Below are 15,937 nucleotides of genomic sequence, written 5' to 3'. Positions count from 1 at the left end.
GCTGTTCGGCAGCGGCGGTGCGGCCGGCGGCCTGTTCGGCGGGGGAGGCGGCGGCGGAGCGGGCGGACTCACCGCGGCCGCCGGAGGCACAAGCGGCGCGGGCGGCAACGGTGGGGCAGGCGGACCGCTGGCGGGGCTGGTCGGGGCTGGCGGCGGACGCGGCGGTGACGGTGTCTTCGGTGACATCGGTGGCGCCGGCGGCGCCGGTGGCAGCGGCGGCTTGCTTGGCGGCCCAGGCGGTGCTGGCGGAAGCGGCGGCATCGGCGGCACCACCGGCGGTGTCGGCGGTGCTGGCGGCAAAGCCGGCCTGTTGTTCGGCAGCGGCGGGGTTGGCGGGACTGGTGGCGCCGCCGGCGCCGCCACCGGCGGCGCCGGCGGCGCCGGGGGCGACGCCGGACTGCTGTTCTCCAGCGGCGGGTCCGGCGGCGACGGCGGATTCGGCCGCATTGGCGGATCCGGCGGTGCCGGCGGCAACGCCGGCCTCCTGGGGTGCGGCGGGATCGGCGGAGCCGGCGGTTACGGCAACTTCTTCGCAACGGGCGGCACCGGCGGGGCCGGCGGAGCCGGCGGCAAGGGCGGCATGCTTGTCGGCATCGGCGGTGCCGGAGGCGCTGGCGGTCAAGGTGACGTGACGGGCGGTAACGGCGGAAACGGTGGCGACACCACTCTGATCGGCAACGGCGGCAACGGCGGCAACGGCGGAATCGGCCCAACACCGGCCACCGGGGGTAAGCGTGGGAACGGTGGAGCCGGTGGTCTGCTGTTGGGCCTGAACGGGATCAACGGCTTGCCGTAGTCCGTGGCTGCACAAGCAGGCGCTCCGAGGTGTGCGACGGATACGACAGCCGGCGAGAAGCGCGCAGCCGGGGTGTGGGTAATTGTCGGGAGGTCTGGAGATGTCGTTGGTCGCGCTGCCGGCAGCTGTGGGCACGGCGGCAACGGATTTGACCAGCCTGGCTTTGACGCCCCGCCAATGCCGCCGTGGCGGCTCAAACGACGGGATGCTGGCCGCGGCTTAAAAAGGTGTCGGCGGCGATTGCGGCACTGTTTTGCGGGCACAGCCAGGCCTGTCAGCCCGTCAGCGTGCAGGCGGCGTTTCACGCTCAGTTTGTGCAGGCGTTGACCGCGGGCGCGGGGTCGTATGCCAGCGCGGAAGCCGCCAACGCTTCGCCGTTGCAGAGCCTGTTCGACGCAATCAACACACCGACCGGGCGCTTGCTGATCGGCAACGGCGCCAACGGCGCTCCAGGGACACAGGGGAAGCCGGCAAGTCCCAGGGGGGGTGGTTGCTCGGCAACGGCGGGGCTGGCGGGATCGGCGGATTCGGCGGATTCGGCGGGCTCAACGCCGCGGGCGGCGACGGCGGAGCCGGCGGGTACAGCTTCGAAGCTGACGGCGGCGCCGGCGGGACCGGGGGCGATGTGGGGCTGGTCGGCTTTGGCGGGACCGGTGGCGCCGGCGGCCCGGCATTGGGCGCCACCGGTAACGGCGGCACTGGAGGGAACGGCGGAAAAGCCGGCGAGCTACTCGGCGACGGGGTACCGGCGGCGACGGCGCGATCGCCGCCGGCGCCGGTGGAGCCAGCGGCAACCCGGTGCTTATCGGCAACGGCGGCAACGGCAGCACCATCCCGACGCCCGCGGCTGGCGGAACCGGCGGCCTCGGCGGGATCTTGCTGGGCACAAGCAGGATCAGCGGATTGCCGTAGAGGAATCCCAACGGGATTCGCGCGCAACGGCGTCGCGCCTACGTGAAAAATTGCGGTGGGAAATCCGGCGGATGGCGACCGACCCCTCGACGGTCGACCTCCACCGATCTGCACTTCCTCGCGGCCGAAGATGTGCCAAGAGTGGCACTACACGCCTGCGAGCGGCTGGGCAAAACCCACTCCGGTCCCGTCCTGGCAGTGCGGACGTGCAGCTGAAACTACCCGCATGTGAGCAAGGTGTGCAAATCATGAGCCACACCGAGTCGCGCCGGAATCGCGACAACGGCACGGCACCAACACCGCCGCACCGCGGTACACCAGAAAGCCCTAGCAACCCGATCAATACGCCGTGTCGGCGTCGGGGAACGGCATACGATGCCTTCACGTCTGACGTCGCCCAGCGACCAGGGCGGTCATGACCGGAAGGACTTCTGATGTCATCTGTGATCGCGGCGCCGGACACGGTTGCGTCGGCGGCATCGGATCTGGCCACCATCGGTTCGACGATCGGCGCGGCCAACGCGGCCGCCGCCGCGCCGACCACCAACCTGTTGGCCGCCGCGGAGGACGAGGTGTCGGCGGCCGTCGCAGCATTCTTTGGCGCCCACGCGCGGGCCTATCAAACCCTCAGCGCCCAAGCGCAGGCTTTTCACCAGCAATTTGTCCAGGCCCTCACCATGGGTGCGGCGTCCTATGCGGGCGCCGAGGCCGCCAACACGTCGCCGCTGCAGCAACTGCTCAACGCGATCAACGCGCCGGTGCAGAACCTCACCGGACGCCCGCTGATCGGCAACGGAGCCAACGGAGCCCCGGGCACAGGCCAAAACGGCGGTGACGCCGGGTGGCTGATCGGCAACGGCGGAGCCGGCGGCTCCGGTGGCATGACCGGCAGCGGTACCGGGTTACCCGGCGGCAACGGTGGAGCCGGCGGGTTGCTGTTCGGCACCGGCGGCGCCGGCGGCGCCGGCGGATATTCACCAACCAACGTTGACGGCGGCACCGGCGGTACCGGCGGGTCCGGCGGGCTGCTTTTCGGTACCGGCGGCGCCGGTGGTGCGGGCGGCTTCGGCGCGGGTACCGGTGGTATGGGCGGGCAGGGCGGATTGCTGCTCGGTAACGGCGGGGCCGGCGGCACCGGCGGGTTGGGCGACACCGGCGGTACCGGTGGCGTCGGGGGAACCGGCGGGCTGTTCGCTTCCGGCGGGGCCGGCGGCACCGGCGGCGGCGGCCCCAACGGCGGGACCGGTGGCGCCGGCGGCACCGCCCTGGTGGTCGGCAACGGCGGAGCCGGCGGCAGCGGCGGCACCACCCCGGACATCGCCAACGGCGGGAACGGAGGTGCCGGCGGTAACGCGGGCATGTTCGCCGGCAACGGCGGGGCGGGCGGCGACGCCGGTGGGACCATCGGCGGCACCGTCGGCGCGAACGGCGGCAACGGCGGCAACGGCGGCATGTTCTACGGCAGCGGCGGCGACGGCGGCAACGGCAGCGTCAGCGCCACCGGCAACGGCGGTAACGGCGGCAATGGCGGCAACGCCGGCCTGGTCGGCAACGGCGGCAACGGCGGGGCAGGCGCCGACAGCGAGTTCGACGGCGGCAACGGCGGCAACGGCGGCGGTGCCCAACTGATCGGAAACGGCGGCAATGGCGGCAATGGCGGCGCCAGTGTAGGGGTTGGCAATAACGGCACCGGCGGCAAGGCCGGCACCGGCGGACGATGGATCGGCCTAGACGGACTGAACGGACTGCCCTGAACGGCGCCTGGGCGCCCAGCCAACACCCATCGTTGGCGCGCACGTATCTGCCGTCGCCGCAACAACATTCCGGCGATCATCGGCTACCCGCCGCGGTATTTGGATGCGCGGCCAGTAGACTGCGCCTATGACCCACGACTGGCTGCTCGTGGAAACGCTGGGGGACGAACCGGCCGTCGTCGCCCAGGGGCGTCAGCTCAAGAATCTGGTTCCGATCACCACGTTCCTGCGCCGCAGTCCCCATCTCTCGGCCGTCCGCACGGCGATCGCCGAGTCGCTGCAGACCGGTCAGAGCCTCAGCAGCATTACGCCCAAGAGCGACCGTGTCATCTGCACCGAACCCGTTGTGATGTCGGACGGCCGGGTCCACGGTGTGCAGGTGTGGATCGGTCCCGCCGATGCGGAACCGCCGGAGCGGCCTATCCCGGGGCCGCTGAAGTGGGACCTGACCCTGGGGGTGGCCACCGACACCCGCGAGTCGCTGCTCAACAGTGGCAAGAATCCCGACGTCGAGGTCACCTACGGCAGGGCTTTCGCTGAGGACTTGCCGTCGCGCGAGCTCAGTCCGAACGAAACCCGGGTGCTGGCCATGGTGGTCAAGCCTGGGCCTGGCCAAACCTTGTGCAGCACTTGGGATCTCACCGATTGGCAGGGAAACCCGATTAGGTTGGGTTTCACCGCGCGCAGCGCCTTGGAGCCGGGACCGGACGGCCGCGACCACTTGGTCGCGCGAGCGATCAACTGGCGGGCCGAATTCAAAGGCCCGCTGGTGCCGGTCGACGACCTGGCACAGAAGATTCTCGACGGACTCGCGCAGGCCGGGGTCCACCGGGCACTTGTCGACTTGAACACCTGGACCTTGTTGAAGTGGCTCGACGAGCCGTGCCCCTTCTACGACTGGCGGGCCAACGAGCCCGACAAGCCCCGCGTGCATCCCGACGACCAGGAGCTCATCGCCGCGATGACAAAGGAATTCGCTAACGGAGCCACCAGCGGCGTGCTGCGGCTTCCCGGCGACGACACCGATTGGGTGCCGGTGCACGTCACTGTCAACCGGATAGAACTGGAGCCGGAGACCTTCGCAGGATTGATCTCATTGCGGTTGCCCACCGCCGCCGAACTCGCCGCCGCCGGACTGCCGACGGCCGCACGCGACTCAACCTGACCGACACAAACGATCCTGCTTGCAAAAGCATCGGACCACCACATTCGGCGGTAATGTGAGCAGTGTAGTTCTATCGCCAAGCGGCAGAATGTGTTTCGTTCTGAACGTCGAGACGATCCGCCCGCAACCCCTGCCCGATACCGTATGTTTCGGATCCTTGCGGGAGGCAGGGAATGTCGTTTGTGATTGCAGCTCCGGAGATGCTCGCGGCCGCTGCGGCCGAGATGTCGCACTTTGGTTCGTCGCTGCGCGCCGCGAACGCCGCTGCAGCGGTCCGGATCACTGGGTTGCTGGCCGCAGCCGAGGATGAGTGTCGGCTGCCGTCGCCGCGTTGTCGGATCGCACGGCGACACCTATCAGGTGCTGAGCGCACAAGCGGCGAAGTTCCCTACCCAGTTCACCCAAACCTTGGCGGCCGCTGCGGCGTCATATGCCGGCGCGGAAGCCGATGCCGGTCAAGGCTCTACTGAATATCGTCAACTCGCCTGCCCAGGTCTTGTTGGGGCGCCCGCTGTTCGGCAACGGGATCAACGGGGCCGGTACCGGTCAAGACGGCGGGCCCGGCGGGTTGTTGATCGGCAACGGCGGCTCCGGTGGTTCCGGCGCGCCCGGCCAAAACGGCGGTGACGGCGGCCCGCCGGGCTGTTCGGCGCCGGTGGCGTCGGCGGCTTCGGGCTGCCGGGTGGCAATCGAGGGGCGGGCGGAGCCGGCGGGACCGGCGGTACCGGTGGGTTGCTCGGCATAGGCGATGCTGTCGGCGGTGCGGGTGGGGCCGGCGGGCTCTTCGGCGACAGCGGGTTTGGCGGGGACGGCAGGACCGAGGACACCAATGGTGCGTCCGGTGGGGCGGGCGGTCAAGGGGGTGTGCGTTACGGCCCGGCCCTCGCGGCGGCCCGCGCCACGCCGCCGAAAGCGACCGGAATCTCGACGGTGATCACCACATCGAGGTCCCGTATCGCACAGGCGGCGTCGCCCACCCCCATCGCCTGTGTCACGGCCGTTGCCCGCGCGCAGGCCGCCGGACCGCCCTCCGGCAGGTGCGCGGCCGCCGCCAACGCGGCCAGATCGGCGGCCGCCTGCGCACGATGCCGAGCCACCGCCGCCGAGCCCAGATAGGCACCCGCCCCGGTGACCCACAGCAACACGCCCACCATCGCCACCGCGAGCACGGTGGCCGAGCCACCGTCATCGCGGCTCCGCAGCCGCCACCGCCCGAGCCGCAATATCCAAGGTAGGCAACAGCTTTGACCGAGCGATAACCGAAGCGACAACGAATACTCCGTCCCGGCGCACCTCGATCTGCGCCGCCGGCGGAGCGATCCGCCGAGCAACGTCGACAGCCGTCCGTTGGTCCCCGCGCGCGGCCAGTCGAGCGGCCTCGCGGGCGGCGTCGATACAGCGCAACTGCATGGACACCGCCGTGAGACCCGCCATGCACAGCACCAGCACCACGACCAAGGTGGCGATTGCCAGGGCTGCTTCGACAGTGCTCGACCCGTCACTCGACGCTAAGCCTTGGTGCTCAGCGCGCGCCCGATGATGTGGTTCAGCGCCGACACCACCGAGTCGCCGGTGACGACGGTGTAGAGGATCGCGCCGAATGCCGCCGCGGCGATGGTCCCGATGGCGTACTCGACGGTGGACATGCCGGACTCGTCGCTCACCAGCAGTGCCATGCGTGCCGCGATCACATGAAATATGTTGGCCACCAATGCATTCCTTTCGTTGCGACGTCACATCAGACCCGAGTCAAGTACTTTTCCGGCCAACCCGGCCACCACTGGGACAAGGCCCAGACACACGAAGGCCGGCAGAAAGCACAGACCCAGCGGACCGGCGATCAGCACCCCGGCGCGTTGGGCGGCGGCGGCAGCCGCATGCGCGGCGTCGTGGCGAGACTGCGCGGCCAGTTCGACGACGCCGTCGGCCAGCGCGGCACCCGAGGATGCCGACCGCCGCGCCAGCCGCAGCAGCCCATCCAGATGCGCGTCGGCGGAGCCGGGCGGCGAGTCCGGCGGTAGCGACCAAGCGACCGACGGGTCGGCCCCTAACGTCAACAAGTCGGCGGCGCGGGACAACAACTGCGCCAGTCGCGGCGGCGCCGAGGGGGCCGTCGCCGCTGCGGCGGCCGACACCGCCATGCCCGCGGCCAGGCACACCGCCAGCACGTCCAGGCTGGACGAGAAGGCCAGCGGATCCCGATCGTGCGCCGGTCGCGGCCGCATCCGACGCGTGCGAGACGGCATCCCCGCGCGTGCCCGAACGACCGTCGGGCCGACTCCGGTCAACAACGCCGCGGCCAGCAACACTGCCGCGGTACTCATGGCGCCACTCGATCCGTAATCCGGTCCGACCACAACAGTCCCGCGCAGACCAGCCCGACACCAACCACCAACAGCCATCCGCCCGCATGCCCGTTCAGCATGAAGCTCACCGGTCGCGCCCCAATCAGCTGACCGAGCAACACCCCGAGCAGCGGCAGGACCGAAAGAATATTCGCGGTGGCGCGTGCGCCGGCTAACTCCGATGCCACGCTTTCCGAAAAACGTTGCCGCTCAACAATGTCGCGTCGAGCGGCGCGCATCAAGGTGGCGATAGCCAGGCCATGATCGCTGGCCAGCTGCCAGTACACGGCGAGTCGCTCCCAGTGTGTCGGCAGAGCCGACATCCGGGCCGCCGCGCGCAAACCGCCGGTGACGTCGGCGCCCAGTCGAGCGCGTGCCGCCACGGCGCGCATGGATGCCGCAACCGCACCCTCGGTTTCGTCGGCGGCGGTGCCGAACGCCCGCACCGGATGGATGCCCACCCGCAATTCGCCGACCAGCACATCCAGTGCTGCTTCCAGCGACTTCGCTTCCCTGGCGCCGCGCCGACCGCGACGGTGACGACGGTAACGCAGCGTCGCCGTGGCGCCCACCACCGCGACAACCAGGACGGTCGTCAACGGCAACACCACGACGGCGCCCACCAGGACACCGCCGCCGACCCAGAGAACCCACCGTGCTGGCAGCGGATCTTGTCGACGATGGGGGCGAACGACCTGCCACCGTTGCGGGGACGACGGCGCGACCACAAGCGCCGAAGCCAACGTCAGCGACACCACCGCGAGGCCGTTCATGCTGCCATCCGGTTTTGCAGGATGCTGCGCAAATCGGCTGCACCGTCGGCCATTCCGCATTCGGCCTGCCACGCCGGCACCGCCTGGACCAGGCCGCTGTCGGTGCGGCGCAGAATGGCGATCTCACTGAGCCGGCGTCGACCCGCCTGATCGCGCGTGACGTGCAGCAGCACCTGGACCGCCGCGGCCAGCTGGCTATGCAACGCCGCACGGTCCAGGCCGCCGAGCGCGCCCAACGCCTCCAACCGGGCGGGAACCTCGCCGGGGTTGTTGGCGTGCACGGTGCCTGCGCCTCCGTCGTGGCCGGTGTTCAAGGCGGCCAGCAGGTCCACCACCTCGGCTCCCCTGACCTCCCCGACGACGATGCGGTCGGGCCGCATCCGAAGTGCCTGCCGAACCAGTTGGCGCATCGTGACCTCACCGGCCCCTTCGACGTTCGCGCATCGGGCGACGAGCTTGACCAGGTGCGGGTGCCGGGGAGCCAGCTCGGCGGCGTCTTCGACACAGACGATCCGCTCGGCGCCGGAGACGGCGCCCAGCATGGCAGCCAGCAGGGTCGTTTTTCCGGCGCCGGTGCCCCCGGACACCAGGAACGCCAGGCGTGCGGCGATGATGTCGGCGACCAGGTCGGCGGCCTGCGGCGCGATCGCGCCCGCGGCGGCCAGCGCCGTCAAATCTTGCGTGGTGGGCCGCAGCACCCGCAGTGACAAGCAGGTGCCCTCGGCCGCCACCGGCGGCAACACCGCATGCAGGCGTACCGTCAACCCGGCGGCGCCGATCCCGCTCAGCTGCCCGTCCACCCATGGTTGCGCGTCGTCGAGCCGACGACCCGCGGCCAGTGCCAGCCGTTGCGCCAATCGCCGCACCGCCGCCTCGTCGGCAAACCGAATCTCACTGCGCCGCAGACTGTTTCCATCGTCAACCCACACCGCGTCGGGCGCCGTGACCAGGACGTCGGTGGTGCCGTCGGCACACAGCAGAGGCTCGAGAATGCCGGCGCCGGTCAGTTCGGTCTGCAGCACTCGAAGGTTGGCGAGCACCTCGGTGTCACCGAGCATCCCGCCGGATTCGGCGCGGATGGCCGCGGCGACCACGTGCGGACGCAGTGGCGCCGACTCGGTGGCCAGCCGCTCGCGGACCCGTTCGATCAGCGATCCGGTCACGCGGCCCTGCCATTCAGCCCGCCCTGCGGATGCCCCAACGCCACCAGGACCCGCCGGGCCGCCACGGTCAGCGCCGATCGCCGTCCCAATCGAAGGCCACCGTGCTCCAATTGCCCGGCGAGGCGCGGCTGGGCTCGCATCGACGCCAGCAGCGGGACGCCGGCGATGTCAGCGACCTCCGCTGCTCGCAATCCACCGGGTGACGGCCCGCGCACGACCAGCCCCAGGTTGGGGTTGATCCCGGTCAGCACCGGAACGATCGCGGCGGTGGCCGCGCAAGCCCGGACGTCGCTGGGGCAGACGAGGACGACGAGGTCGGCGGAGTCCAACGCGGCGTGGCTGGCGTCGGTCATCCGACGGGGCAGGTCGCAGACCACGGTGACTCCGCCGCGCCGGCCGGCGTCAACGACCGCTTCCACCGGTGCGGCATCCAACTCACAACCGCGGCGGGTGCCCGAGAGCATGCTGATCCCCCGATGTCGCGGCAAGGCATCATATACCGCCGACCAATGCAGCCGGCCACCCTGTAAAGCCAGGTCGGGCCAGCGCACACCGGGTGCTGATTCGCCGCCGAGCAGCAGATCGATGCCGCCTCCCCACGGATCGAGGTCCACCAGCAGTGCCTGGGCGGCGCTGTGGGCCAAGGCGAACGCGAACAGCGAGGCCCCGGCACCCCCACAGCCTCCGATGACGGCGACGACTTTCCCGCGGATGCCTTCGTCGCGCGCCGATGCGGCGGCGTCGGCGAGTTCGCGGATCAGTTCGTGTTCTTGCTCGGGCATCCGCAGCACCCGCTCGGCGCCGACGGCGATGGCCGCCGCCCAGGTCGCCGTGACAGGTTCGCCGCCGGCCAGCATCGAGACGTGGGCACGCCGCGGCAGGGCAATCCGGCCGCAACGCTCGGCCGCGGCTTGGTCGAGTACCACTGCGGCCGCCGCGGACCACGTCTTTCTGGTCACCGAACCGCTGTGAACGACCCGCACACCCACGGCTGCGGCGATCCGGTCCAGCTCGTCGCGCAGTTCACCGGAGGTCAACATCGCCAACACTCCAGGACCAAGGGATTGGGTCACCCCCCTACCCTGCGGGGCCGCCGGCGTTGGACACCAGTCCCAAAGTGCAATCTGTGGATAGAGACGCAGCTGTGCACAATTACGCTGGCCGCCGGCTTACCTCGGACCCGGACGGCGAGGCAACGCGAAGATCTCCGCAACGTGTAGCGAGCCGGGCTCAGCGCTGCGTCACGCAGATTTTGCCCCAGAAAAGGGACGACCCCCGCCAGGGGGGGAGGAGGCGGAGGTCGTCGTGCTTCAGCCCCGGGGGGTCGGGCTGATGCACCCTCGGCTCAGGGCCGAGTAATGCTTACTATACACATGCCAGATGGCATTCACGCAAGTAATTGCACAAGCGAAAAAATACGGCCTGAGCCGTGTAAACGTGGCGGCCAAGGCGACATCCGTTGTCGTCATTGAGCCCTTCGGACACAAGATCACGGCGTCCCGGTCGCCAACCTATGCTGGATTGGTGACCGTCCCCGACCCGGCCGCCCCGCAGCAAACCTCACCCCAGTCAGCCGACGCGCCGCCTCGACAGCTGCGCACCGCCGCTTTCTTCGACCTGGACAAGACCATCATCGCCAAGTCCAGCACACTGGCCTTCAGCAAACCCTTCTTCGCGCAGGGGCTGCTGAACCGCCGCGCCGTGCTCAAGTCCAGCTATGCGCAGTTCATCTTCCTGCTCTCCGGCGCCGACCACGACCAGATGGACCGGATGCGTATCCACATGACCAACATGTGCACCGGTTGGGACGTGGAACAGGTGAAGTCGATTGTCAACGAGACGCTGCACGACATCGTCACTCCGCTGGTCTTCGCCGAAGCCGCCGACCTCATCGCCGCCCACAAGCTGTGCGGCCGTGACGTCGTGGTGGTCTCCGCCTCGGGTGAGGAGATCGTGGCACCGATCGCCCGCGCTCTGGGTGCCACTCATGCGATGGCCACCCGGATGGTCGTGGAAGACGGTAAGTACACCGGTGAGATCGCGTTCTACTGCTACGGCGAGGGCAAGGTGCAGGCGATCCGCGAGTTGGCCGCCCGCGAGGGCTACCCGCTAGAACACTGCTACGCCTACTCCGACTCGATCACCGACCTGCCGATGCTCGAGGCCGTGGGCCACCCCTCGGTGGTCAACCCCGATCGCGGATTGCGAAAACTAGCCATCGAACGCGGTTGGCAGGTGTTGTCATTTTCCCGGCCGGTCTCCCTGCGCGACCGTATCCCGGCACCGTCGGGCGCGGCGATCGCCACCACTGCCGCGGTGGGAGTCAGTGCGCTGGCCGCCGGAGCTGTCAGCTATGCGCTGCTGCGCCGCTTCGCTTTTTGACCCCGCGACGATGCGGCACTGGTGTCCCAGTTTCACCAATCGTCTCGGTAGCAAACACCTTGCGCCACAATCAAAAGTTGTCACAGAATTTTCACGCAATTAGGCCTTGCTGTGGTCAGGGTCTAGTAGTAGAAAGGGAGTCACGGAAGCCCGGTGAGGCCAAGGTCGATCCGGAAGAGAAGGTTCGTTCTCCCGACCCGGGCACCCAGCACGGTTCCCGGCACCCACGCGGAGTCATAGCCGCGATAATGGCAGAAGTGTTGCGGGCCTGCGTAATTGCGAAGTGCACACGGTGGCGACGGTCCTTTGGGTGGGACTGCAGCCGGAAGCGTCGCAAAAGCGCCGAGGCCAACCCACGCAGCCCCGAAATGCACGCTTGGTAACCGAGAACCGTGTTGGCGGGCGGCGATTCGAATCCTTCGGTCGCCGCCCGCTTCGCATTTCTGCGAACAATTTGCTTTTGTCGTCTCGCCAGCTATCTGCGCGGCAATGCCTCGGCGATTGATAGTGCCTCGTGCGCCCCGGCGGTCAGCGCCTTGCAACACAGCACCAGCCAGGCAGCCACGCCGACGGGCGTGCCCTCGGCGAATCTGCTCGCGGTGTCACGGTAGCTCGCGGGTTGCCGCATCCAACTCACCTCCGGCACCCCGAGGCCGTGCGGGTCCAGTCCCGTGGCGATCGTCACCAGCCGCGACACCGCGCGGGCCACCACGCCATCGGCATGGCCGAAGGGCTTGAGCGTCAACAGTTCTCCGTGCGCGACCGAGGCGACCACCGGCGCCGACGCCCGCGTGGGACGAGTCATCACCGCTGCGAGCAACTCCAGGCGACGCCCGACCGCGGCGTCGGCCCGGGGACGGCCCAACCTGTCGTCGTCGACCAGGCCGGCGGCCGCCAACGTGTGCAAGCGGGCCAGTGCCTGCAGCGGCGCCTTCTGCCACACACCGACCAGCTGGCCCCCGCCGCCCTCCAGCGCCTGCGCCACCCGCAGCGCTCCCCCGAACACGGGATCGCCGACCGCACCAGCCTCGGCCAGGTCGTCCAGCCGGGCCGGACCCCCGTCGAGCACCGACGAAGCCCGCGCCGCCCGCAGCGCCGCCTCGGCGGCGGTCACCGGCCACCCCCGCAGGTTGGCACGGTGCCGGTGGGCGCGACCCAGCGCCGCACGGGCGCGGTCGCTGGCGTCGGCAACGCCGGGCAACTCCATCAACGCAGCCAGCGGGTCAGCGGTCACAGGTTCCCAACCTAACGGGACGCCGCCCCGGCCCCGGGAATGGCCTCCAGCAACTGCCGGGTGTATTCGTGGCGTGGCCGGGCGAAGACCTCCTCGGTGCTGGCGTGTTCGACCACCCGGCCGGCGCGCATCACCAGCACGTCGTCGGAGATCTGCCGGATGACGGCCAGATCGTGGCTGATGAACAGGTAGGTCAAGCCCAGGCCCGCTTGCAGCTCGGCCAGCAGATCCAGGATCTGGGCCTGTACCAGCACGTCGAGCGCCGAGACGGCCTCGTCGCACACCAGCACCTCGGGCCGCAACGCCAACGCCCGGGCGATCGCGACCCGTTGGCGCTGACCACCCGACAGCTCACGTGGCAGCCGGTCCAGTACCGACGACGGCAACGCCACCTGGTCGAGCAACTCGCGCACCGCCTGCCGGCGCCCGCCGCGGTCCCCGACCCGATGGATACGCAACGGTTCCTCGATGCAGCGAAACACCGAATACCGGGGATCCAGGCTGCTGTAGGGGTTCTGGAACACCGGCTGCACCCGACGGCGAAATGCGCGAGCCTGGTCCCGGTCCAGCCCGTCGATCTCCTCGCCATCGAAGACCACCGTGCCCGATGTCGGCTGCAGCAGACCGAGCACCATGCGCGCCAGGGTGGACTTCCCCGATCCGGATTCGCCGACGACGGCCAACGTGCTTCCCCGCCGCAGCCGAAACGACACCGAGTCGACGGCACGGAACTCCGCTCGCCGCCAGGGCACCCCCCGCACCTGGGGGTAGGTTTTGGTCAGCTCCGAGACGACGACGATGTCATCGGCTTGCCCGGGCGGCTGCGGCCGGTTCGGTGCCGGCCGTCGCGCCGTCAAGGACGGAGCGGCGGCCACCAGCCGCCGGGTGTACTCGTGCTGCGGGTCCCGCAGAATATCTCGTGCTGCACCGGATTCCGCCACCACTCCGCGGTTGACGACCACCACGGACTCGGCCCGCTCGGCCGCCAGCGCCAGATCGTGAGTGATCAGCAGCAGCGCGGTGCCCAGTTTGTCGGTGAGGTGCTGCAGATGGTCGAGGACCTGACGCTGCACGGTCACGTCGAGCGCCGACGTCGGCTCGTCGGCGATCAGCAGCCGCGGCCGCCCCGCCAACCCGATGGCGATCAAGGCCCGCTGACACATGCCGCCGGACAACTGGTGTGGATAATGCTTGGCTTGCCTGCCCGGATCCGGCATCCCGGCCTCGCCGAGCAGCTCCACCGCCCGCCGCCGGGCATCGCGGCCGCCGGTGTTGGCCCGCAACGACTCCCGAATCTGAAAGCCGACCCGCCACACCGGATTGAGGTTGGTCATCGGGTCCTGGGGGACGTAGCCGATCTCCCGACCCCGGATGGTCCGCATGACCCGCCGGTCCGACGACATGATGTCGTGCCCGTCGAAAAGGACGCGGCCGGAAGTGATTCGGCCGCCGGGCGCCAGCAGTCCCAGGATCGCGGCGGCCAGAGTGGACTTGCCCGATCCCGATTCGCCCACCACCGCAACGGTTTGTCCGGCAACGACGGTCAAGTCGATGCCGCGCAGCACCGGCTCGTCCGCGCCGAACCTGACTTCCAAACCCTCGACCGACAACAACGGCGGTCCACCCACGTTCATGCCCGCCACGCCCGCGAGGCCGGATCCAGGGCGTCCCGCAACGCGTCGCCCATCATCATGAAAGCCAGCACCGTAATCCCCAGTGCGCCGGCCGGATAGAACAAGATCGGCGAGCCCGCCCGCAGCCGCATCTGCGCGACATTGATGTCGCCGCCCCACGACACCACCGACGTGGGCAGTCCGACCCCAAGGTAGGACAGCGTGGCCTCGGTGACAATGAAGATGCCCAGCGCGACGGTGGCCACCGCGATCACCGGACCGATCGCGTTCGGCAGCGCGTGCCGCAACAGGGTCTGAAACCGACTCAGCCCCAGTGCCTTAGCTGCGAGCACGTAGTCGCTGCCGCGTACCTCGAGCACCGAACCGCGGGCCACTCTGGCGATTTGGGGCCAACCGAACAGCGCCAGGATGGCGATCACCGTCCACACCGTGCGGTGATGCATGACCTGCATGAGCACGATCGCGGCCAGCAGCAACGGTAATCCGAAGAACACGTCGGTGATCCGCGATATCACCGCGTCCAGCCAGCCGCCGTAGAAGCCGGCCAGCGCACCCAGCGCGGTGCCCACGGCGAATACCGCGAAGGTGGCGCCCAGTCCCACCAGGACCGATGCCCGCGCTCCGTAGACGGTGCGCGCGTAGATGTCGTGGCCTTGCAGATCGGTGCCGAACCAGTGCGCCGCCGAGGGCGAAAGCATGCTCTGGCCGGGATCGGCGTAGGTCGGGTCGGCCGCGGTGAACCAACCCGGAAACGCCGCGACGACGAGAATGAGCAGGATCAGGGCGGCGGCGGCGACGAACTTCGGCCGCCGGCGCAGCCGGCGCCAGCTGTCGAGCCAAAAGCGGCCGGGCTCAGCCATATCGGATCCGCGGGTCCAGGGCGGCATACAGCAGGTCGACCACCAGATTGGTGATCAGGTAGATGACCACCAGCACCGTCACGATCGACACCACCGTCGGTGCTTCCTGTCTGGTGACCGCCTGATACAGCACGCCGCCGACGCCGTGGATGTTGAAGATGCCCTCGGTCACAATGGCTCCGCCCATCAGCGCACCCAAATCCGCGCCGAGGAACGTCACCACCGGGATCAACGAGTTGCGCAGGATGTGCACCGCCACCACCCGTTGCCGCGACAACCCCTTGGCGGTGGCGGTGCGAACGTAATCCGCGTCGGCGTTGGCGGCCACCGCCGAACGAGTCAGCCGCACCACATAGGCGAAAGACACCGCACCCAACACGATCCCGGGCAACAACAGCCGGCCGAACGTCGCCCGCCCCCCCACCGTCACCGGCGCCAGCCCCAGCTTGACGCCGAACAGGAACTGCGCGAGAAAGCCGAGCACGAATATCGGGACCGCGATGATGATGAGCCCGGCGATCAGCACCGAGGCGTCGAACAATCCGCCCCGCCGCAGGCCGGCGATCACGCCGAAGCCGATACCCAGCACCGCCTCCACCACCAGCGCGATCAACGCCAGTCTGATGGTGACTGGAAACGCATGCGCCAGAACGGAACTGACCGGCAGACCGGAATAGGCGCGGCCCAAATCGCCATGCAGCACACCGCCCAGGTAGCGCAGGTACTGCACCAGGAACGGGTCATCGAGATGATAGCGGGCGCGCAGCTGCGCGGCCACGGCGGGAGTCAGCGGCCGGTCACCGGCCATCGCGGCCAGCGGGTCACCCGGCAGCAGGAACACCATGGCGTAGATCAGCAGCGTCGCGCCGAGAAACACCGGCACCATCGCCGCGATCCGCCGCACCAGGTACCAACCCAT

15 protein-coding genes and 3 pseudogenes are annotated in these 15,937 nt (G+C 69.4%); 7 read left to right on the top strand and 11 right to left on the bottom strand.

Features of this window, described 5'->3' with window-relative positions:
* From CDN38_RS15740 to CDN38_RS33025, 6 genes and pseudogenes are all read left to right on the top strand, one after another.
* Positions 1-796 (top strand): annotated as a pseudogene (locus tag CDN38_RS15740) (PE family protein); the annotation flags it as partial.
* Positions 797-981: 185 nt separating this feature from the next.
* Positions 982-1,104 (top strand): annotated as a pseudogene (locus CDN38_RS31870) (PE domain-containing protein); the annotation flags it as partial.
* Between the two features lie 182 nt (positions 1,105-1,286).
* Positions 1,287-1,754 carry a hypothetical protein gene (locus CDN38_RS31865; RefSeq protein WP_275539814.1) on the top strand — a complete coding sequence of 156 codons (468 nt, stop codon included), beginning with the start codon at positions 1,287-1,289 and terminating at the stop codon, positions 1,752-1,754.
* A gap of 388 nt (positions 1,755-2,142) precedes the next feature.
* Positions 2,143-3,462 carry a PE family protein gene (locus CDN38_RS15730; RefSeq protein ID WP_075509560.1) on the top strand — a complete coding sequence of 440 codons (1,320 nt, stop codon included), beginning with the start codon at positions 2,143-2,145 and terminating at the stop codon, positions 3,460-3,462.
* Between the two features lie 127 nt (positions 3,463-3,589).
* Positions 3,590-4,627, top strand: coding sequence for a PAS domain-containing protein (locus CDN38_RS15725; protein ID WP_075509559.1), 1,038 nt, complete (start codon positions 3,590-3,592; stop codon positions 4,625-4,627).
* A gap of 173 nt (positions 4,628-4,800) precedes the next feature.
* Positions 4,801-5,494: pseudogene (locus tag CDN38_RS33025) on the top strand (PE domain-containing protein); the annotation flags it as partial.
* Between the two features lie 2 nt (positions 5,495-5,496).
* On the opposite strand, the gene CDN38_RS15715 reads toward CDN38_RS33025, so the two are convergent.
* The 7 genes from CDN38_RS15715 to ssd form a co-directional block, all read right to left on the bottom strand.
* Entirely contained in the window at positions 5,497-5,781 is a 285-nt protein-coding gene (locus tag CDN38_RS15715; RefSeq protein ID WP_233027199.1) for an Rv3654c family TadE-like protein, read from the bottom strand.
* Between the two features lie 31 nt (positions 5,782-5,812).
* A complete protein-coding gene (locus tag CDN38_RS28985) occupies positions 5,813-6,061 on the bottom strand; it encodes a TadE family type IV pilus minor pilin (protein ID WP_082276989.1) in 249 nt (82 codons plus the stop codon).
* A 74-nt stretch (positions 6,062-6,135) separates the two neighbouring features.
* Positions 6,136-6,303, bottom strand: coding sequence for a DUF4244 domain-containing protein (locus CDN38_RS15705; RefSeq protein WP_099319407.1), 168 nt, complete (start codon positions 6,301-6,303; stop codon positions 6,136-6,138).
* A gap of 57 nt (positions 6,304-6,360) precedes the next feature.
* Positions 6,361-6,951, bottom strand: coding sequence for a type II secretion system F family protein (locus CDN38_RS15700; RefSeq protein WP_075510480.1), 591 nt, complete (start codon positions 6,949-6,951; stop codon positions 6,361-6,363).
* Positions 6,948-7,745 carry a type II secretion system F family protein gene (locus CDN38_RS15695; RefSeq protein WP_075510481.1) on the bottom strand — a complete coding sequence of 266 codons (798 nt, stop codon included), beginning with the start codon at positions 7,743-7,745 and terminating at the stop codon, positions 6,948-6,950. The genes CDN38_RS15700 and CDN38_RS15695 overlap by 4 nt, the downstream gene beginning before the upstream one ends.
* Positions 7,742-8,908: a TadA family conjugal transfer-associated ATPase gene (locus CDN38_RS15690; RefSeq protein WP_075510482.1), complete on the bottom strand. Its 1,167-nt coding sequence runs from the start codon at positions 8,906-8,908 to the stop codon at positions 7,742-7,744. The genes CDN38_RS15695 and CDN38_RS15690 overlap by 4 nt, the downstream gene beginning before the upstream one ends.
* Positions 8,905-9,948, bottom strand: coding sequence for a septum site-determining protein Ssd (gene ssd / locus CDN38_RS15685; protein ID WP_075510483.1), 1,044 nt, complete (start codon positions 9,946-9,948; stop codon positions 8,905-8,907). The genes CDN38_RS15690 and ssd overlap by 4 nt, the downstream gene beginning before the upstream one ends.
* A 484-nt stretch (positions 9,949-10,432) precedes the next feature.
* Between ssd and CDN38_RS15680 the strand changes: the two genes are divergently transcribed.
* Positions 10,433-11,290, top strand: a complete 858-nt coding sequence (locus CDN38_RS15680; RefSeq protein WP_075510529.1) for an HAD-IB family hydrolase — start codon at positions 10,433-10,435, stop codon at positions 11,288-11,290.
* Between the two features lie 475 nt (positions 11,291-11,765).
* Here CDN38_RS15680 and CDN38_RS15670 read toward each other — a convergent pair whose 3' ends face one another.
* From CDN38_RS15670 to CDN38_RS15655, 4 genes are read right to left on the bottom strand one after another with little or no spacing between them, the layout of a single operon-like run.
* Entirely contained in the window at positions 11,766-12,524 is a 759-nt protein-coding gene (locus CDN38_RS15670; RefSeq protein ID WP_075510484.1) for a Fic family protein, read from the bottom strand.
* A gap of 11 nt (positions 12,525-12,535) precedes the next feature.
* Entirely contained in the window at positions 12,536-14,158 is a 1,623-nt protein-coding gene (locus tag CDN38_RS15665) for a dipeptide ABC transporter ATP-binding protein (RefSeq protein ID WP_075510530.1), read from the bottom strand.
* The gene (locus tag CDN38_RS15660; protein WP_075510485.1) at positions 14,155-15,018 is read right to left on the bottom strand and encodes an ABC transporter permease; all 864 of its coding nucleotides are present in this window, start codon (positions 15,016-15,018) and stop codon (positions 14,155-14,157) included. The genes CDN38_RS15665 and CDN38_RS15660 overlap by 4 nt, the downstream gene beginning before the upstream one ends.
* On the bottom strand, positions 15,011-15,937 hold the full coding sequence (locus CDN38_RS15655) for an ABC transporter permease (protein ID WP_075510486.1): 927 nt from the start codon (positions 15,935-15,937) through the stop codon (positions 15,011-15,013). The genes CDN38_RS15660 and CDN38_RS15655 overlap by 8 nt, the downstream gene beginning before the upstream one ends.

The sequence above is a fragment of the Mycobacterium ostraviense genome (genome assembly GCF_002705925.1).
GTDB lineage: Bacteria > Actinomycetota > Actinomycetes > Mycobacteriales > Mycobacteriaceae > Mycobacterium > Mycobacterium ostraviense.
Note: the sequence above shows the minus strand (reverse complement) of the source record. Positions and strands in the feature narration are given on the sequence as shown.